Consider the following 22,030-nt stretch of genomic DNA (forward strand, 5'->3'; position numbering starts at 1 on the left):
GTCATGGTGATCATGTCCGCGTCGGCCATCCGGCCCCCCCCTTCAACACGCAAAGCGTAAGCGTGAACCCGGTGCCCTGTCCAGTGTGAACGGCTGTGCGTCCTCGGCGCTGCCGTTTTTGATGACGTAAGGTCAATTTTCTGCTACACGTTTAAGTTGAGCTACTGGTTTTTTTCGATTCATGGTGTGGTTCTCACGAGGCTTTGCCGCTCCGGACAGGCTGATGGTCCGGGGCAACCAGCCAAATTGAAAAGGAAGCGGGACCATGGGGATTGCGTTCCGATTCAGGCCTGAGCGGGGCGGTCTGCCCCGCGGACCGAGGGACTCCACGTCGCTGGATCAATTCTGGATCCCGCGCAGACGCAGGCCCCGGCAACGGCCTGCCCCGGAGGACAGCGCCGCACCGCAAAACAGGACGCTCCATTTCGAACCGCTGGAGCCACGCATCCTGCTGAATGCCGACCCTTGGGCGATCGCTCTGACCAGTCTGGGCGACAGCGATGGCTTCTACACGCTGGATGTTATCGAAGGTGAAAACGCCAGCGATCCCAGGCAGTTCCGCATCTTTACCGGCGATGAGGGGGAAGACGGCTTTGTCGCGGCGACCCGGGATGTGACCGGTGTCACCGGGATCGAGATCGCGGGCACCGACGCCGATGACCATCTGACGATCGACTTCGGCGCGCATCTGGACCTCTTCTTTCAGATCGGGATCAGCTTCGATGGCGGGGACGGCAGCGATACCCTGGTCCTTGCGGATGGCGCCGCATCGGTTGACCATGACGCGGCCCTCTCGGCGCTGATCCTGCGCCAGAATGGCGCGGAAACGACGGTCAGCTACGATGATGTCGCGGCGCTGCGCCTGGCGGGAGCCGTGGCAACGGTCAGCCATCTGGCAACCGATGGCGAGGATGCGATATTCTTTGGCGCCGCCGATGATGACTTCTTCGGAATCAGCGGCAACACCACCCCTGATTTCCTGTTCCGGGACCCCGGCGATGCGTTGCGTATCGATGCCCGGGGCGGCGATGATGACATCACATTGCAGGCCGCCGAGGGGTTCACGGCCACCCTGGCGCTGGTCTTCGGCGATGACTGGGGCCATGACAGGCTGACGGTCGATGACTTCGATGGTCCGGTGACGCTGGATTTCGAAGGTCATGAAGGCATCGTCAGCGCCCAGCTTGAAGTTGAAGAGGGTACAGAGGGTACGCTGACCATCATCAGCGGTGATGATTTCGAGACCCCCGATGCCTCGCTCACCATCGACACCGGTGAACTGCCCATCAGCAAGATCGCGCTGCGCGGGGCCGAGTTCGATATCCTTGGCGGCGGCGATGGGGTGGGCACTGCACTGCAGCAGTTGCGCGAAAAGATCGGCGAGGCGCTCGACACCCTGCGTGCGGTGATTGACGACAGCCCGCTGGGCGCGGAACTGCCGCTGCTGAACCAGATCGTCGAATTCGGCCCCGAGGATCAGGAGGAAGACTTCGCCGTCGGCTCCAGCTTTGCCAAGCTGCTGCGGATCACCGATTTCCTGGAAGCGGTGGAGACGCGGATCGGGGCCTTTGCCGATGAGGTCGAAGACCTGACCTCGCCCCCCGCCGCACTGCTCGAAGGCGGGCCGCTCAGCCTGCAATTCGCGCAGCTGATCCTCGATCTGGCGGCCGAATATGAGTTTGCCACCGATGAGGACAGCCCGCTGGCGATCCTGGGCCAGTTGTCGCTGATGGTGACGGCGGTGCGGCTGATCCCGCAGCGCAGCGGTGGCCAGATCGATGGCTACGGCGTGGAAATGGACGTTCGGGGCGGGGTCGAATCGACCTTCGAGCCGGATTTCGGCCCCAATGCCAGTATTGCCGGCGTGGAATTCCTGGGCGACCCGCCGGCGCTGCGCGCGGCGGCAGGGTTCGAAGGCACGCTGGGGCTGGAGGTTGCCAACCTGCCCGGCGCGCCCGAGCTGTCCCTGAGCGAGGCAACCGGGCTTTCGCTGGGCCTGGAGATCGACTCCGGGGCGGTGGACAATGGCGATTTCACCGCCGGACCCTTGAATGCCGGGCTGCGGCTGAGCGTGCTGGAAGCCGAGATCGTGGACGGCCAGTTCAGTGCCAGCTTCGGGGCTGATATCGGCTTCGACGATGGCGACCTGACCCTTGAAATCGATGAGGACTTGCGCGCGCTCGACCTCTCGCTGCCCTTCGCGGTCAATGTCGCGGGGTTCAGCGTTGGTGATATCTTCGGTGGTGCGGACGGGGAACTCGGCGCTTTGCGGGTGACGCTGGAGGATGTCTTCTCGGGCCGCGCCCCGGATATCAGCGCCGAAATCGACATGTTCGACACGGCAGGCGCGTTGCTGGCTGATGCCTATGACCTGCTGGACGCGTTCCGGACCGCCAGCCCGGGCGATATCTTCGGGATGCTGGGGCAGTTCCGCAGCCTGTTCGAACAGATCACCGTCTCGGACCTGCTGACGGCGGAAATCCCGCTGGTCGGCAAGCGCCTGAACGAGATGATCCCCTTCGTCGATACGATCGAGGAGGTGATCCTGGGCCCGCTGTTCACCGAAACCGTGGCGGGCGAGACCGATGTGCTGTATGACAGCGTCCAGCAACTGGTGGCGCTCATCAATGATGAGTTCGGCGAGGAGATCGTCTCCCTCGATTTCCGCCTGCCGGGGCTGGAACTGGACGTGCCGGACCTGACCCTGCCGCCGGAGATCGAGTTCACCTTCGACTGGTCGCAGACCTTCACCCTGGCGAACGTCCCGGTGGCCTTCGATTTCGCGCTGGGCGATCTGGGCAATATCGAGGTGCGCCCGGTCGGTCAGGGTGCCGAGGATCAAGATATCCCGCCCGAACTGGCGCTGGAGGCCGAGGTCCGCTTCAACTTCACCTTCGGCATCGAACTGGCGCCGGGCGAGGAATTGTTCCTGGGCTTTCCCATGTTCGTCGCCGAACCGGGCGACGACGTAAAGACACGCGGACAGTTGCCGGACGACGCGCAATTCGCCTTCAAGCTGTTCGACCGGGAGAGGACCGGCGAGCAGAACGGCGACGGCACGCCCGAGATCCTGCTCAACCCGCTCAGCGATGATGCAATCAGCGTGACGCTGGAGGCCGCCGAGACCGCCGAAAACATCGCGCCCGGGTCTGTCATCCTGCGCTCGGTCGCCTCGGGCGCGTCCGGCAACAACGGTCTGGTCGATCTTGCCGCCGACTTCGACACCCTGCTGCCGGACGATCCCGGCGAGCACAGCATCTTCGTCCGGATCGTCTCGGGGACCGGCGCCGGGCAGTTGCGCCAGATCGACGCTGTAGAAGACACGTTGGCCCCCCAGGTGGGTGCGCATCTGCTGCGCATGACCGAAGACTGGTCCACCAATCCGGATGACACCAGCCGCTATGAAATCGTCACCGGCCAGCGCATTGTCGGCGGCAGTATCGACAGCGTGGGCTTCGAGCCGGCCAGCGATGAAGTCGGCGCACCCGAGTTCACGACGATCGTCGATCGAGGCACCAATTTCTCCAACCGACTGAACGACAGCGGCACCTATTTTGTCGAAGTTCTCGACGGGCCGGAACGCGGCGGGATTTTCGAGGTCGAGGATTGGGACGGCAATCGCCTGTTCCTGAAGGACCGCCAGACCGCGCTTGAAGGCGCGAGTAGCGATGCCTGGCGCTATCAGATCTATCTGGGCGATCCGACCAAGACGCTTCAGCATGACCTGAACCGGGTGGTCAACAACGCGCTGCACGCCGCGCGCGACGATGTGCCGGAGAATACCCGGAGCGAACTGCGCCCCGGTGATATGGTCATCACCTGGACCGGCACGCGCTTTGTCACCGATGCGCCCGCAACGCGGGTGGTCTCGGTGGATGATGACGGGATCGAAACCACCGAAATCATTGACCGGGTCATGGCCTTTCAGGGCTTCAATGACATCACCCTGAACGAGCTCGGCCTGCTGTCCTCGCCCGTGCCGTTTGACGGGCAGTTCGCCGATCCGGATGGCGCAGGGACCATTGATGCCGTGTTCGTCGTGAATATCGACGGCGATGCGTATATTGTGTCGTTGGCGGGCGCGGATACCGCCGATAATGAGGGCATCGACGATCTGGTCGAGGATCTGAACGCCGCCCTGCACGCCGCGATCCTGGACGCCGCCGATCCCGATGACGAAGACGCGGTCGCTGCCGCCGAGGCACGCGTCGAACAGGTCAGTTTCGTGCGCCAGTCGCTCAACGGCTTTGCCGATGGCAACCGGATCGCGCTCAGGGGCGACGGGATCGGTCGGCTGGAGATGCGCCTGCCTGACGGCGCCGACCCCACCAGCCTGACCAACGCCGCCGTGGTACATCTGGGGCTGATCGAAGGCGTCGATGCGCGCGGGCTGGCGACCGAGTTCTTCATCCGCGGCGACTCTAATGGCAATGGCGGCTTCGACCCGGCGGACTTCAAGGCCGATATCACCCTCACGCTGGACCAGCTGGAGTTTGCCGCCACGCTGGGTTTCCTTGGCGTCGAGGTGAAACTGGACGAGGCGGCCAGCATCTCGGCCGGGTTCGACCTCAATATCGTGGATCCGGCCACGGGCGGCGGCCGGGTGCAGATCCCTGATCTATGGGGGCAACTCAGCCGGGGTAATTTCCTCCATGACCCGGACAACGTCGATGAGGATGACGCGCCCGACCCGCGCGGCTTCCTGCAGCCCGAGTTGAGCTTCGACGGCAGCTTCGCCTTCACCGCCCGCCCCGTGGGCCTGCCCGACGCGATCACCGAGGGTATCGCCGCTTTCCTCGGGTCGGACGAGGCGCTGGAAATCCCGGTCAGCATCGAATTCGGCCTTTCTGACACGGAGCGCGAAAGCGACGTCGAGGCCGGCACCTTCGCCTTCAACGTGGAGCTTGGCCGGGTCTCGGCGCTGGACCTCGGGTTTCTGTTCGTCGAGGCCGAGCTTGATACCAGCGTGATCGACGGGATCGACGATCTGTTCCGTGCCTTCCGCAACCTGTCGGTGGCCGATATCCTGATGCTGCTCAACCAGGCGGTGGATTTCGTTTCGAACCTCGATGGCGCGTTCGGCGAGACGGTGGGGCAGGTATTCGATTTCCCGCTGCCGCTGGTGAATGTCAGCCTGAATGACACGCTCGAATTCGCTGAGGATCTGGCGCGCACCATCGAAGGGGTGATGGCCGATCCCGGTGCCTCGGTGCAGGAGCTGGAGGACAGGCTGCGCGAGGCGCTGGGCCTGTCCGATGGCAATGACGACGAAACCCCCGAGGGCTTTGACCTGCGGCTGGCCTTCGACCCCGGGGATGCGGGCGAAGGCATCGACCCGGCGCTGCGGCTGGACATGAGCTTCGGATTCAGCTTCAGCGACACGCTGAACATCGACCTGGATGTGTTGGAGCTGCTGGAACTGGCGGGAATCATCACGCCGGGGCAGGACCTTGGCGGGTTTTCCCTGACCGAGCTGCTGGGGCTTGGCGGGGGCGGATCGTTGACGCTGGCCGGGGGTGGGGCCTTCACCCTGGCGCTGGGCCTGCCGACCCTGCCCAACCGTGGCACCACCACCGAGAACGGTGAAACCGTGCCCGAGGACCTCTCGCCCTTCATCTATATCGGCGTTGACGGCACGCGGCTGGAATTCAACCTCGAACTGACCGGCGCGGACCTGACCTTCGAGGGGCGCGTGCTGAACCTTGGCGTCTTCGTCAAGGAGGGCGAGGGCGCGCTGAATGCGGATTTCGCGCTGGCCCTGATCCCCGGCGCGGATGACGGTGAGCGGCTGCTGTTCACCGATATCTTCGGAGGCAACGTAGCCTGGGACGATATCGTCACCCCCAGTTTTGGCGGTTCGGGCACGCTGACGCTGCCGATCTACTTCCCAACTGAAAACAATTTCCTCTTCGATCTGGAGGTGGAGATTCCGTCGCTGGCGGCGCTGGTCAACACGCTTTTCGACAGCGATTTCGATTTCGTCGACGGAACGGGCGGCCTTCTGGCGCTTGAGGACGGCGTCGACTTCTCCGAGGGCGATACGCTTGTCATGGTTACGCCCGATGACATCCTGGGGCGCTTCACCCCGACCATCCCCAGCCTGCTGGACCTGCTGCTGGACCCGTCGATCATCGTGGACGGGATCGACCTGGGCCTTGATTATCTGGAAGAGGCGCTGCGCGGGCAGATCCTGGGCATCGACCTGCCGGTGATCGGCGATGCGCTGGCCCCGGCAGCCGAGTTCATCGAGGATTTCCGCGGCCAGTTCCTGACGCCCTTTGCCAACACCATCCTGACGGGCGTGGGCGACGAATACGAGTCCAGCGCGCATCTGGTGCATGACCTGCTTTACCGGATTTTCGCCAATGACGAAGAGGCCGCGCTGATTTCCGCCTTTGGTGCGCAATTCGGCCGCCTGGGCCTGTTGCAGAACTGGGAGGGCGACGGGGACGCCAGCCGCTCGGATGTGCGCGTCTCGGGCGTTTACACCAATTTCGATGATGATGGCGGCATCGACGTCTCGGATGACTGGCTGTTCGACGGCGATGAGGATTTCATCCAGTTCGAGTTTTCCATCGGTGGCACGCTGGCCGAGCTGGAACTGCCCACCGGCTTCGACATCGGCATACCGGGGCTGGGGTTGGCGCTGAACGCCGATGTCGAACTTGGCGTGGACTGGGAAATCAATTTCGGCTTCGGCATCGATGCGCGCACCGGCTTCTACCTTGTCACCTATGAGGAATTCGACGAGGACGGCGACCTGGTCATCGAGAATGGCGAGGTGCAGTTCACCCGCGATACCGCGCGGATCGGCGCCAGCGCCGGGCTGGTCGGCACCAATGGCGCTACCATCGAAGGCACGTTGGGCTTCCTGCAGCTGGCCGCCCAGGATCAGGGGACCGACCTGACGGCGGATTTCATCGTCAACCTGAAGGACCCCAAGCCCGCGGATGACAAGAACAACCGGCTGACCATCCGGGACCTGACCACGCGCAGCAACGGAGTGTCGGACCTGATCTCGGCCCGGCTGACCGGTGGCGCCAATGTCGATCTGGGGGTCGAGGTCGATTTCGGCGGCCTGGGCGATCTGGGCATCAACCTGCCGGTGTCGGTGCTGCCCTCGGTTGCTTTCGATTTCGTCATGGACTGGGATTTCGGCGAGTTCCGGTTCTTCAACGGCGGCGGGCAGCTGGGCGATGCGCCGGAGGTGCATCTCAACGATATCACGCTGGATCTGGGCTCTTTCATCGGCGAATTCGCCGGGCCGATCCTGGATATCTTCGGGGAAATCCTTGGCCCGCTGGAATGGCTGATCGGGCCGGACGGGCTCTTGAACCAGCGTATTCCCATCCTGTCGGACCTGGCGGGCACCACCATCACGCTGAAGACCTTGGCCGAAGCCTTCGATCAGGACGCGCGCATCACGCCGTTTCTGGAGATCGCCGAACAGATCTTCGGCCTGCTGAAGATCATCGACGAGGCCCGGAACGAGGCCGATGGCGGGAACCTGAAACTCAGCTTCGGGGACATCCACCTCAACACCTTGTTCGACGGGGATATTCGCAGCGTCGACAGCCTGAGCAACTTCGATCAGGACAGCTTCGACAACCTGATCAACGGCAACGGCAACGCGCTGGACGATGTCGATTTCGACGGCGCGCAGAGTTCACGCCAGTTCACCAACACCCTGACCAAGGGTGATGCGTCCTTCCGCTTCCCCATCCTGTCGCCGGAGGCGGTGTTCCAGCTGATCCTGGGCGCCGATGATGTCGATCTGGTGCAGGTTGATCTGCCGGAACTGGCCTTCGGCTTCGAATACCGTCAGGTGTTCCATGTGTTTGGCCCGCTGGCCGCCACCCTGCGCGGGGCGTTTTCGGCCACGCTGGACCTGGCGCTGGGCTATGACACCTTCGGGCTGTCGAATTTCCTCAATTCTGACAATCCGCTGGATCTGATCGACGGCTTCTATTTCTCCACCGTCGATTTCGACACGGGCGAGCGCAAGCCCGCCCTGACCCTGCGCGGTGAGATCGCGGCAGGTGCGGCACTGTCGCTCGGTGTGGCCACGGCCGGGGTCGAAGGGGGGATTGCCGCCACGATCTTTTTCGACTGGAATGACCCCAACAAGGATACCAAGGTCCGCCTGAAAGAGATGCAGGGCAACATCCAGGCCAACTGGGACAATCTGGGCCCGCTGGCGGTGATGTCGGTCTTTGACATCACGGGCGTGATCGAATGGTTCTTCAAGGCCTTTGTCGAGGTCAACCTGCTGTTCCTGAAATTCTCGAAAAGCTGGGACCTGGGCGGCGGGGTGATCGCCGAGTTCGAGATTCCGTTCGAACGACAGGGGGTGCTGGGCAGCAAGGCCGGGGACACGCTGACGCTGAATGTCGGGCCGAACGCGGCGTCGCGCCTGCAGGGCAACATCACCGACGGGTCCGAGAAGATCTTTGTTGCCGACGGCCCGGGCAACAGCGTCGATGTCTGGGCGCCGCAGTTCAACGTGACCGCCAGCAATCCGCAGAATTTCCGCGATATCAGCAAGATCGTCGTCAACGGCGGCAATGGCAACGACACCATCGACATGAGCGGCTTGACCCAGGCGGTCGAGGTGCAGATCGACGGCGGGCGCGGCAACAACACCATCAAGCTGGGCACTTCGGACAATCCAAGCGACGCCACCGGCGTGATCCGCGGCGGCTCGGGCGCCGATGTGATCGAGGTCTACGCTCCAGGCATTACCGTTGATGGCGGCGGCGGGTTCGACCAGATCACCGCGGCCTCGCTGGGCGGGTCGATCAGCGCGGGGTCGGGCGGTGGCAATGTGACCGTCACCGGTGGCAGCGACAACGCGATGGAGCATCTCGTCACCACCGGCAACACGCGCGTGAACCTGAGCGGGGTTGGCAGCGGGACCGAACACCGGGTGGTGTTCGACCAGGACATCGGCTCGGACAATGTGGTCTTCGGCTCGCGCGGGGATGATACGCGCACGGTGCTCGATTTCTCGCGCATCCAGGGCCAGACGGTGAGTTTCACGCTTGAGAAAGGCTCGGCCAACATCAACGGCACCGCCTCGGACAGCGATTATGTGATCGTCGCGCAATGGGGCTCCAACAGGGTGGTGATCGACGGGTATGTGGACCTGATCATCGGCAGCCGGTCGGGCGATATGTTCCGTGTCTATGGCACCCATGGCTTCGGTGATGCGGACCGCGGCCTGGTGCTGGATGGCGGGCAGGGGCGCGATGAATACTACGTCTTTGGCTGGGACGGGGTTGGCGACGGCCCGCCGAACCTGGACCTGCGGCTGCGCGACACGGGCACGGATTCCTGGAACAATGACCAGTTGTTCATCATCGGCGCGCCGGGCGATGATGATATCGCCGTGCTGGAGGATGACGACGAATTCTACGTCGAACTCCGCTATGGCGGCGGGCAGACCCAGCGCGTCAGCTTCTTCAACAAGAACGGTGCGAGTGATGCCGACGGTGCCCTGATCACGCAACTGACCGATCTGGACAAGGTCGGGCGCGACGACCCGCAGACCGATGCCGATCTGCCCGACCGCCTGCGGCTGGGTGCGCAGTTCACCGACGCGGCCCTGCCCGCAGGCATCGCCCGGCTGATCATCGAGGGGCGCGATGGCGACGATCTGATCCAGGTCGATGCCATGCCCGAGCAGATGGGCCTGCAGGTGCTGGGCGAGGCGGGCGATGACACCATCGTCATCGGCTCGGGCATCTATCATGCATGGGAGGATGGCGACCCGGAGCCCACCACCTCGGGCGTGCTGGGTGAGGTGAAGGCAAATCCCGCGCTGGGCGGGCTGCGGGTCTTTGGCGGCTCCGGCACCAACACCCTGATCGTCGAGGACAGCGCCAGCCCCATCGGCACCGCGGGCGAGCTGATCAAGTCCGAGAATGACGGCTGGATGGAGGTCGTGGGCCTTGGCCTGCAAACCCCGCTGGAGTTCATCGAGTTCCAGAACCTGGAGGTCCGCCTGGGCACCGGGGATGACCGCTTCGACATCCGCAGCACGCTCTATTTCGAACCCTCGAACCTGATCATCGAGGATCTGCGCGTCTATGGCGGCGATGGCGATGACCTGATCAACCTGCACGCCAACGAATCCGGCAGCGAAACCCGGTTGTTCGGCGATTACACCGTCGATGTCATGGCCGACAACGATGGCTCCAACACCGGGCCGGGCGGCAATGACATCATCAACATCCTTGCGACCAATGAACGCACCTGGGTCTACGGTGGCCCCGGCGATGACGCCATCAGCATCGACAGCATCGACGCGGAAACGATGGTCTTCGGCGGCACCGGCGATGATCGTTTCCATGTCGGAGTGACCATCGACCCCGAGACCGGCAACCTGATCGACGCCCGCGACGGCGCCCTGATCAACCCGCTGACCGGTCAGCGCGACGATGGCACCGAAGGCGTTCTGCAGCGCAACGCGGGCAACCGGATCGGCGCCGAGCTGACGCTGAACGGGCAGGATGGCAGCGACAGCTATTTCATCCTGCTGGGCGGCGAAGGCCGCGCCGACATCAACGTGTTCGACACCGGCGCATCGGGCGCTGACCGGCTGAACATCTTCGGCTCCGAGGGGGATGACCTGTTCCTGATCCGCGCCGGGATCGACGACGATCAGGATATCGGGCTGGGCAAGACCGGGCGCATCGGCTTTGTGGCGCTGTTCAACGAAAACCGCGCCAGCACCCGCGCGGAGATCGAGCGGATCAACTATTCCCGCGATCTGGACGAGAATACCGGCATCAACGAATTCGTCTCCATCGACGGACAGGGCGGCTTTGGCGAGTTCTTTGTGGATGACACGCTTGCCCCCATGGCGCTGACCGGCGCCGAGGAAGGCAATTATTTCCAGTTCGGCCAGCTCTACAATTCCGAACGGGTCAGCGACGATTTCACCGGCATCGTGCTGGAGGACGCCTTCTTCACTGTGGAAACCACGCGCGGCTGGCTCAGCCGTGGTGTCAGCTTCGATGTGACCGCCCAGGGCGCGGCCGAGTTTTCCAACGAGTTCGTGGTGCTCAACAACCAGGCGACGCTGAACCTCTATGGCGGCGATGCCAATGACAGCTTCCTTGTACGCAGCTTCGCGCAGGTGGGATCCGAGGATCCGCAGCGCGAGAATATCGATATCTCCACCGGCGGGGGCGAAAACTACATCGAATATGTGATCGGCGCGCCGGTGAACATCGACGGCGGCGGCGGGTTCAACACTCTGGTGGTGATCGGCACCGAATTCGCCGATGACTATGTCATCACCGAAGACGGTATCTTCGGCGCCGGGCGGCTGGTCAATTTCGTGAATATCCAGCAGCTTGAGGTTGACGGCGCCGAGGGCAACGACCGGTTCTTCATCCTGGGCACGGCGCCCGGGACATCAACGGTGGTTTCCGGCGGGCTGGGTTCGGATGCGGTCTTCATCGGCGGCGAGGCGCCGGACATCATCAGCCGTGACCTGCGCGGCCATTCCGGCATCATCAGCCACAGCCTGATCAGCAATGATCCGCGCTGGAACGGGCTGAAGGCCGACGAGATTTCGGCCAATGTCGCCGATAATGACGAGCCCGGGATCGTCGTGACCGAAACCGGCGGGCGGACCACCGTGGTCGATGGGGTGCTGAAGGATTCCTATTCCATCGTGCTGACCCGCGCGCCCCTTCCGGGCACCGAGGTTACGGTGACAGTGTCCATGTCGCCCCGCCCGGTCAAGCTGGCGGATGGAACCCGCGTCCTGCGCGACTTCGTGCAGTTCGGCAAGGCCGAGGGGGGCGATTTCGACTCGGCGCTGGAACTGGTCTTTACCGAGGACAACTGGTTCAAGGCGCAGGATGTCTGGATCGCGGCCAAGGGGGATGAGCCTTTCGAAGGCATCGTCTCTGGCTTCGTCGCCCATGACGTGGCGGGCGACCGGATCACGGGGACCACCACCACCGCCTTGCGGGTCAGCGGCGACGACCCCAACCGGCTGATCCACGACGGCGCGGGTTACGACCCCGACAGCCTGCGCGGCGCGGTGGTCGAAATCACCGAAGGCCCCGGCACCGGCCAGACCCGCGTGGTGATCGGCAATACCGCCGACACGCTGACCCTGGACAAGCCCTGGGTGCTGGACCCGGTGGCCGCGGGCGACGCTACCGACCCCGCCAACCAGAGCGCATACCAGATCCGACTCTATGAAGGGCTGGCGATCCCGGCGGTGCAGACCAAGGTCTATTTCCAGGACTTCGGCGCCGCGCTGATCGAACCCGGCGGCGGGGTGCAGGTGGTCGAACAGGCGGGCGATCTGACGTGGAACGCCGACTCGCCCTTCGTTGGCAGTTACGAAGTCGTGCTGACCGAAGCGCCGGGTGATACCCCGGGCGAGATCACCTTCGATCTCCCCGACGGTCTGATCCTGGCCGATGCAGACGGTAACGAAATCGCGTCACTGACTTTCACCGACGAAAACTGGGACACGCCGCAGACCGTGCTGGTCGCCGCCACCGCCGATGGCGTTGCGCAAAAGGCGCGCACGCTGGAAATCGGCCATGCGCTGAACGGTCAGGCGCTGGAAACCATGTTCGTGCGCGTCACCGACGGCGACACGCCCTCGGTGATCATCACCGAATCCGACGGGCATACCTCGGTGATCGAGGGCGGCGCGCTGGACCCGGCAACGCTGGACGGCGACACGCTTGATCTGGACAACCCGGTCGTCACCGGGTCGCTGTCCAACCCCGAAGGCCCCTTCGTGGACAGCTACACGGTTGCACTCAGCAAGGCGCCCGAAAGCGAGGTGCATATCGTCGTACGCGCCGAGGGCACGCGCACCACCAAGGGAAATCTGGTCAATTTCGGCGAACAGGTCGAACTGGCGCTGCAGGATGCCGATGGCTTCCACGCCTACCGGCTGGCCGGGGCGGGCGAGGACGCCGATCTGGTGATCGACGGACAGGGCTACATGCGCACGGATGGCGCGGGCGGCATCGTCATCCTGTCCTTCACCGCCGACACCTGGAACGCGGCGCAGACTGTCCATGTGCAGGCGCTGGACAATGATGTGGTGGACGGCGGCGATACCAAGGTCTTTGGCACCCGCGCCGATGACACCAGCCGCATCCAGGGCCCGCTGGAGCTTCGCGGCGGCGGCGGGCAGGGCTCGCTTGTGGGGCTGCCCGTGGCGCTCCTGTTCCCGGATGATGAAACCAACGACTTCCTCGCCATTGGCGAGGTGACCGAGGGTGCGGAGGAAGGCAGCAACGAACTGGTGGTCCAGGCCGCCGATCTGCAATCCTTCATCACCCGCTACGGGCTGGATTTCGACCTTGCCCCGGGCCAGCCGGTCTATGACGCGCTGATCGGCCTGACCTTCCGCCTGATCTCGGGTCAGAACGGAACATATTTCGAAGAACAGTTCACCCCGCAGGTCAACGACACCCCGCCGCCGCCCTTCGCCCCGCCCCTGCAGGAGTTCGACCCGTTCGACCCCGCGGCGCAGCTTTTCATCCCCTTCCGCGAGATCGTCGATTTCGAGGACATGGGCGATGGCACCATCCGCCTGATCTTCCCCGAGGACCTGCCCTGGGCCTTCGATACCGAGGCGGGCGACGAATATGTCCTCATCAATTCCTCGCCGTCGAACTTCTTTGCGCGTGAGGAGGGGCAGGTGGACCTGCTGTTCGTGCGCGACACCGACGCGCTGACGGATGAGGAAGGCCGCCTGATCTTCCACACCGAAGAGCCGCTGGGCGCGGATGGCGAACCGCTTTATGACGTCGAACTGACCAATCGCAGCCAGCTTGTCGGCCTGGGCATGGGGCCGGACCGCACCATCGGGCTGGGCGAGGATGCCGTGCGCCTGCCCGGCGGCGTGGTCTTCGACGAAATGGAGGTTCTGGACATCGCGCTCGGCGATGGCGACAACCGCTTCGTCATCGAAGGCACCCATTCCGGCGCCACCCGCCTGCACACGGGGGCGGGCAATGACGAGGTCGAGGTCTGGACCGTGGCGGGCCAGACCACCGTGATCACCGGGTCGGGCGACACTGTCACCACGGTGGGCGATCCCGGCGCCGATGATCTGCACAGCCTGGCCGAAATCGCCGCGCTGCTGACCGTGGCCGGCAGTGTGCCCGAGGCCGACGCCCGCATCACCGTGCGCGGCGAGCCTGACGTGCTGGCGCAGGACGGCTCGGTCCTCGCACAGGGCTCCACCAATGAGCAGGAGGTTTTCCTGCGCAACGCCGATGGCGGCTTCTTCACCCTGCGGTTCAAGGGCATCGTGGACGATGACACCGTGCAATCGCCCATCGGCGCGGAGACCGGCCCCATCGCCTATGGTGCCAGCGCCGCCGATATCCTGACGGCCCTGCTGGCGTTGGACGAGATCGCCGAGGGCGACCTGTCCGTCGAACGCTTCGGCGACCGCATCGTCATCCGCTTCAGCCCCGACGGGCAGTATGAAAAGACTCCGATGCACACCTTCGGCGTGTCCAGCACCGGGCTGATATCGAGCGGGCAGAACACGCTGAACGTGCTGGGCACCGAGGATGCGGGCAGCGTCTGGGCGCTGCTGACTCAGAGCACCCTGTCCGGCATGGGCATGCCGGTGTTCAACGCCATCCAGACACTCTATCTGGACGACCCGCTGCCGGGTGACGCCAACCGCGACTTCGCGCTGGGCTATGACGGGGCAACCACCGGCGCGCTGCACCGCGACATGAGCGCAGCCGAGATTCAGGCGGCCCTTGAAGATCTGGACACCGTCGGCACCGGCAATGTCGCTGTCTCCAAGGCCGACCGGGTGATTGTGGTGCGGTTCCAGGGGGACCTGACCAACCAGACGGTGGCGCCGCTGACCTCGGACGCCGATTTCGTCCATATCGCCACACGCGAGCCCGGGATCGACAAGCTGGACGACCCCGAGATCCCACCCAGCGCCGATGCCAGCGCGCGCAACGATATCCAGACCCTGACCATCGAAGCTGCGGGCGGCAGCTTCACCCTGGCGCTGGACATCCTTGGTGAAACCGGCCCCATCGCCCATAGCGCCACCGCCGCGGAACTGCGCGAAGCGCTGCAGCGCCTGCTGCCGGACCGCTTTGCCGATGACATCGCCGTGCAGCGGTTCGGCAATGCCTATCACATCGCCTTCCAGGGCCTGTTGCGCGGGGTGATGCAGGGCGAGGGCGTGGGCTTCCTGACCGTGGATGCCGATGCGCTGGACGGCAACGCGCATCTGGCCACGCGGATGGACGGGCTGAACTATTACGGCATTCAGGAGCTGAACATCGGCTTTGGCCCGGCGGATGATGCAGGCACCGGCCATGTGCTCAACGTGCAGGGCAGCACGGCGGACGTAACCAACATCAACCTCAATTCCGGCGATGACCGCATCTTCATCTCCTCGCTGGTCGATCTCGATGCCGACACCCTGCTGCCCGAGGGCGCGGCGTATGGGTTTGATTTCCTGCCCGGTTCGCTGGATCTGATCCTGGGCGATCTGAACATCGATGCCGGCGAAGGCCGCCATCAGTTGATGATCAGTGATGAGGCGACTGACCTTGCCAAGAGCGTCACCATCGGCGCCGATGCAGGTACCGCCGCAGACCATGCGCTGCTGGAGAATATCGAGATCGAGATGCTCGGCTGGGCGGGCGGTGCGATCCGCTACGGTGCAGCCCCGGACGTGGCGGGCAATTTCTTCGACGGGATCACGCTCTGGGGCGGGGCGCAGGGCAACAGTTTCGACGTAAGCGCCACGCATCAGCGCGACAGCAACAACTGGCGCAGCCAGACCACGCTGAATGCCGGGTTGGGCGATGACAGCGCGACCGTGGACCTGCTGGCCGGGCTGCACGGGGTGTTCGTGCTGAACATGCAGGATGGCGATGATGTGGTGGATGCCACGGCCTCGACCCTGCCGCTGGTCATCTTCGGCGGCGCGGGCGATGACCTGATCCGCGGCGGTCAGGGCGGCGATCTGATCTTCGGCGATCAAGGCCGGATCGTCTACACCGACCCGCTGACCGGCTTGCCGGTGACGGTGCTGGGCCATGGCGGGCGGTTCGATTTCACCGATGGCCGGCGGCTGCCGCCAGATGTGATGTTCTCGGTCGATCCTGACACGCGCGGCGACAACCGCATCTTCGGGGGCGCCGGGGCGGATATCATCGTCGGCGGCTTTGGCAACACCTGGATCGACGCGGGCGCGGGCGATGACATTGCGCTGGGCGATGGCGCCTGGATCGGATTCGAGACCGCGCGCCCGGATTGGCACGGGATCGACGGCATCCTGCCCAACTACATCGAATCCGTCTTCGACACGGACCAGCTGGACGGCGGCGACGGTCAGGGTCGCGCCTGGGGTTTCGATATCGATCCGCTTCTGGCCGGCCTTTCCGGGCTGATCGCGGGCGGGACAGATGTGATCCTGGGCGGCGATGGCGACGATCTGGTGATCGGCGGCTCGGGCAGCGATATCCTCGATGGTGACGATGGCCGCGTGGACCGCAACACCGGCGCGCTGCTGGAGGATGTGGAAAGCGAGGAACGCAACCGCGATCTGGTGATCGGCGACAATGTCATCCTTGACCGGCGCGGCGCCGCGCTGGATGACTTCACCAACCCGCGTTTCCGCGTTCTTACGGGGGCGGAAATTTATGACACGGCCCTCGGCGCGGATGGCGATCTGCTGATCGACCGCGACAGCCAGTATCTGGACCCCGACTGGGACGGCGCGGCACCCGATTGGGCCAACTGGGCTGTCGCCCTGCATGACGGGCTGACCCATTACGCCGGTTGGCAGGGCGTGCGCGCAGGCGATTATGACCTTGAGGGCGTGCTGGCTCCGGACGCGGCGCTCACCCATGGTGACAACATCATCGCCGGTGGGCGCGATGCCGACATGATCTTTGGCCAGCGCGGTAACAACGCCATTCAGGGCGACGGGTCGATCTTCTTCGACATCTGGTCGGGCGACTGGCTGGACGGCCCGCTGACGGCTGATGCCTTCGGTGCGAATGGCGCCGCGCCGCTTGGGTTGTGGGACGCGCTGGAGGCAGCCCGCCTGGCCGCACTGGTGGACGGCCAGATCACCCGCCTGCCGCAATCCTTCGAATCCGCCGATGACGGCGATGATTACATCGAAGGCGGGGCAGGGCGTGACGTGATCCTGGGCAATCTGGGGCAGAATGATATCATCGGGGGGTCGTCCAGCCAGTTCGGCCTGACCGAATACTGGCAGCGCGACGACAGCGGCGACAATATCCTGTTCGGCGGCGCCGGCACCCGCATCGACCGGCTGGACGAGGGCCATGGCGGGCTCATCAGCTTCGAGGATCGCCACGCCCGCAATGCCAGCGTCATCCTGGGCGACAATGGCAACATTTTCCGCCTTGTCGGTGTGAATGGCGAAGACAGCGGCGAACACCTCGGGTTCAACTACGATGCCGAGGATCCCACCCGCGGCGATCTGCGCGTCAAGGCGCGCGGTGTCGATCTGCTGGACTACACGCGCTGGGAACTGGCGCTTGATGATGGGCGCACGGTGCCCGGGCATCTGGGCTTTGTCGATGTCATCGGCGCGGGCGACCTGATCCATGGCGAATCCGGCGATGACGTGATCTTCGGCATGGGCGGGGACAACGTGATCTTTGGCCATGCGGGCGACGATCTGATCGTGGGCGGCATGGGTAACAACTGGATCTCGGGCGGGATGGGCCATGACGGCATCATGGGCGATGACGGGCTGATCTTCCTCAGCCGCAACGGCTTTGCCGAGCCGCTCTACGGGATCGGGGCCGAGGAACAGCGCACCATTTCCAACCCCGGCGGAAGCTGGGTGGCCGAACTCTACACCGAGGGCGAGATCCGCCATGTCGCGCGCCATTTCGGCTTTGCCTATGAGACCGGCGGCAATGATATCCTCTATGGCGGGATCGGCAACAATTCGATCCACGCGGGCGCGGGCGATGACGCGGTCTCGGGCGCCGAGGCACTGCCGGGGTATTTCTCGGGCGAGCTGAACTGGCTGATGAAGCGGACCCAAAGCCCGGAGCTGGACGGGCTGACGCCCGAGGCGTGGTTCTACAATGTCGCGCCCTACAACCCCGGCGATATCCTGCAGTTCACCGGCGAAGAGGGACTGTGGTTCCGCCTCTACAATGAACTCGACCCGCTGCGGCTGATGCTGCTGGACGAAACCGGCCAGCGGGTCGAGGCGGCGACGATCGATCTGGCCTTCAAGGACCCTGATGGCGATCTGACGGATCTGTTCAATGTCGATCTGCATAACTCCACATGGCGGTCGCTCTCGGGCGAAGTTGTCCATGACTTCTTCCTGAACTTCGATCCGACCGAGGGGCCGCGCGACACCCGCTTCCCCGATGATCCGGCCGACGGGATCCCCACCGACGGCGATGACGTGATCTTCGGCAATCTGGGCAACAACTGGATCATGGGTGGCACCGGGCGTGATCATATCTGGGGCGGCTGGGGCGAGAGCGTCCTCAATGCAGACGACAACCATCACAGCACGCTGTTTGGCCCTGACCCGATTGCCAATGATGTCGAGGACCCGTTCCAGTCCTATGCCGATATCGTCTTTGGCGGGGCCGGGCGCGATGTGCTGATCGGCAATACCGGCGCCGACCGGCTGATCGACTGGATCGGCGAGTTCAACACCTATGTCGTGCCCTTCAGCCCGTTTGGCGGGCTGCATATCTGGCGCATGGCGCCAAACCCGAACGTGCTGGACTTCCTGCTGGAGCTGTCACGCGCCGACGGGGCGGATCAGGTGCTGGGGCTGGAGCGTGGGGGCGATCCGGCGCGGCAGGGTGAACCGAGGGGCGAGATCGCGCTGGTCACGCGCGAGGATGCCGAATGGCAGGACCAGTCCGGCGGGCCTGCGCAGCCCTTCCCCGAACGCTATCAGGGCCAGCGCGAGCTGATGTGGCGTGCGCTGCCAGGCGAAAACGCCGGCCCGGGTGGCGGTGGCGGCGGTGGTGGCCAGAGCGGCGGCCAGGGCAATCAGGGCGGCGGACAAGGGAACCAGGGCGGTGGACAAGGGAGCCAGGGCGGTGGGCAGGGCAACCCCGGTGGCGGCCAGGGCAATCAAGGTGGCCAGGGCAACCAGAGCAACAACGGCGGCCAGGGCAACAACGGCGGGCAGGGGAATGGCAACGCCGGAAACGGTCAGGGGAACGCCCCTGCCCCCGGCCCGGGCACTGAGACCGCCGATACGCTGTTGTTCTTTGGCCAGCCCGAGGACGGCAGCCCGGACGCTACGCCGATCAAGATCGAACCCGGGCTTGTGCCACCGCCGCCCGATGAGGATGACGTGATCTGGCTGTCGGATCTGACCGGGGATGAAGATGAAGATGACGAGGACGCCGATTTCGTGCTGCTTCCCGCCGACGATGACGCGCCGGTGCCGCCTGCGGCATGGACCAGCCCGGTGACACCGGGCAATGGCAATGGCAAGGGAAACGGTAATGGCAACGGCCAGGCCAATGGTCGCGGCAACGGGAATGGCAATGGCGCGCGGCGGTGATGGGTGCCGGCGCGGCCAGGGTGCAACCCTGGGATGCGGATTTTTCGTGTATCACACGCGTAACCGTGCAAGGCTGTTCGCGGCGAAGCCTGCATCCGAAACCGACCTGCAAAGCAAGTGAGGATCCATGAGCGACCAGACGAACCCCAAGCCCGAGACCGCCGAAGCCGGCGCCCGCCGCACCCCAAAAGTGGAGTGGGACGACAGCAAGATGCGCTCCACCTACGCCAATGTGGTGAACGCTGCCAGCACGCGCGAGGAGATCAGCGTCTTTTTCGGCACCAACCAGACCTGGAACCTGGACGAGAAGCGCGAGGTCACCGTGCAGCTTTCGGACCGCATCATCATGAGCCCCTTTGCCGCCAAGCGCCTGTGGGTGTTGCTGGGGGCGGTGCTGAAACAGCACGAACAGCGCTTCGGCACGCTGGCCATCGATGACGGCAACCGCGTCCCCGAGGTTCTGAGCGGCGGGCACAAGCCCAATTGAGGGGCGGCTGAGCCTCGTGCGGATGCGCCATGGTTGACCCTGCTTCCGACACCCTTGTCACGTCCGCCACCCCCGGCGCCGAGGCGGGGCGGCGTGCCGCGGATCGTGGCGACAGCCATTGGAAGGATCTGCGCGCCGCCGCAACGGCCCAAGAATTTGCGCGCGCCTGGCTTGCCCTGCTCATGCGCCGGGTAGAGGCCGCGCTGGTGGGCGTGGTGGTGCTGGGCGGGGGCGCGCGAGGCCCGTTCCGCCCCGTTGCCCTGCGCCCCGAAGGCATCGCGCTGCCCGAACGGCTGCACGCGGTCGCTGAACGCGCCATGTCCGAGCGCCGCGGCGTTGCCCATGCCGGCAAGACCGAAGGCGCACCGACCGTGCTGCGCCCGCTGGCCAGGCAGGAGCACGGGGCCGAGCCCGGCGCAGGGACCATGCTGGCCTGCCCGCTGATTGTCGCGGGCGAGGTGCTGGGCGTCGCCGGGCTGCAGGTCCGCCCCACCACCGCGCGCGAGGTCCGCGCCCTGATGCGCGAGCTGCAATGGAGCGCGCAATTACTGGAATATGCGCTGTTTCGCGAACGTGCGGGGCAGGCGAATGCCAGCCGCGACGCGCTGCGTCTGGCCCATGAAATGCTGGCGGGGGTGGTCGAGGAACCGGCCTTCGAGGCCGCCGCCATCGCCTTTGTCACCGAACTGGCCGAGCATCTGGGCTGCGAGCGTGTCTCGCTCGGGTTTCGCCAGCGCAACCGCTCGGTGGTGCGCGCGCTTTCGCACAGTGCGCGCTTCGGCAAGCGCATGAACCTGATGCGCCGGATCGCCAATGCGATGGACGAGGCGATCGACCAGCATTCCATCGTCCGCTATCCGCCGGGATCCGATGACGACAGCCAGATCGACGCCGCCCATCGCCATCTGGCCGAGGTGTCTGCGGGTGCAACCATCCTGACCGTGCCCTTCGCCTCTTCCGAGCGGATCATCGGTGCGCTGGTGCTGGAGCGTCTGGAAGCGCGGCCCTTCAGCGACGCGGATATCCAGATGCTGGAATACCTTGCCGGGGTGGCGGGGCCGGTTCTGGATGACAAGCGGCGCAATGACCGCTGGTTGATCGCACAGATCGGCGACGCGGGGTTGACCCAGATCAGGCGGCTGTTCGGCCCGCGCTATTATGGCCGGAAGCTGGCAGCGCTGGCGGTGGTGGCGGCAACGGGGTTTCTGGCCTTTGCCACGGGAACCTATCGCGTCAGCGCCGATGCCGTGCTGGAAGGCACGCTGCAACGCGCCGTGGTCGCCGCCTATGACGGGTATCTGCAGCAGGAATTCGTGCGCGCCGGTGATGTGGTCGAAGCCGATGCGCTGCTCGCGCAGCTGGATACGCGCGACATGGAACTGGAACTTGCCCGCAGGGTGGCCGAGCGTCAGGAGCTCGTGCTCGAACACTCGCGCGCGCTGGGCACCGGGCAACGCTCCGAAAGCGCGATCCTGCAGCAGCGGATCGGACAGGTCGATGCCCAGATCGTCTTGCTGGAGGAACAGATCGCCCGCGCCGCCATTCGCGCCCCCTTCGACGGGGTCGTGGTGCGCGGTGACCTGAGCCAGGAGGTGGGGGCATCTGTCCGGCGCGGGGATGAGCTGTTCGTGATCGCCCCACTGGACTCCTACCGCGTGGTTCTGGGCGTGGATGAGGGCCAGATCGCCGATGTCATGGCGGGCCAGCAGGGACGTCTGTTGCTGGCGGCCCTGCCCGACAGCGCGCTTGATCTGACGGTGGAACGGATGACGCCCGTGGCCGAGGCGCGCGAGGGTCGCACGGTGTTTCGCGTCGAAGCGGCGCTGGATGCGCCCACCCTGCGCCTGCGCCCGGGGATGGAAGGGGTGGCCAAGATCGATGTGGATGAGCGCCTGCTGGTCCTGATCTGGTCACGCGGATTGATCGATTGGGTGAAGCTCGCGCTCTGGCGCTATTGGCCCTGAGGC

The 22,030-nt window shown here is 64.9% G+C and carries 3 protein-coding genes; all 3 read left to right on the top strand.

What is annotated here, in order from left to right:
* Positions 1-265 precede the first annotated feature (265 nt).
* The 3 genes from HUK65_RS13530 to HUK65_RS13540 all read left to right on the top strand — a co-directional run bounded on the left by HUK65_RS13530 (position 266) and on the right by HUK65_RS13540 (position 22,027).
* Positions 266-19,576 carry a calcium-binding protein gene (locus HUK65_RS13530; RefSeq protein ID WP_179906807.1) on the top strand — a complete coding sequence of 6,437 codons (19,311 nt, stop codon included), beginning with the start codon at positions 266-268 and terminating at the stop codon, positions 19,574-19,576.
* Between the two features lie 127 nt (positions 19,577-19,703).
* On the top strand, positions 19,704-20,063 hold the full coding sequence (locus tag HUK65_RS13535) for a DUF3467 domain-containing protein (protein ID WP_179906808.1): 360 nt from the start codon (positions 19,704-19,706) through the stop codon (positions 20,061-20,063).
* 29 nt (positions 20,064-20,092) lie between these two features.
* The gene (locus HUK65_RS13540; protein ID WP_179906809.1) at positions 20,093-22,027 is read left to right on the top strand and encodes an HlyD family efflux transporter periplasmic adaptor subunit; all 1,935 of its coding nucleotides are present in this window, start codon (positions 20,093-20,095) and stop codon (positions 22,025-22,027) included.
* Positions 22,028-22,030: the final 3 nt, after the last annotated feature.

It is taken from the genome of Rhabdonatronobacter sediminivivens, from assembly GCF_013415485.1.
GTDB lineage: Bacteria > Pseudomonadota > Alphaproteobacteria > Rhodobacterales > Rhodobacteraceae > Rhabdonatronobacter > Rhabdonatronobacter sediminivivens.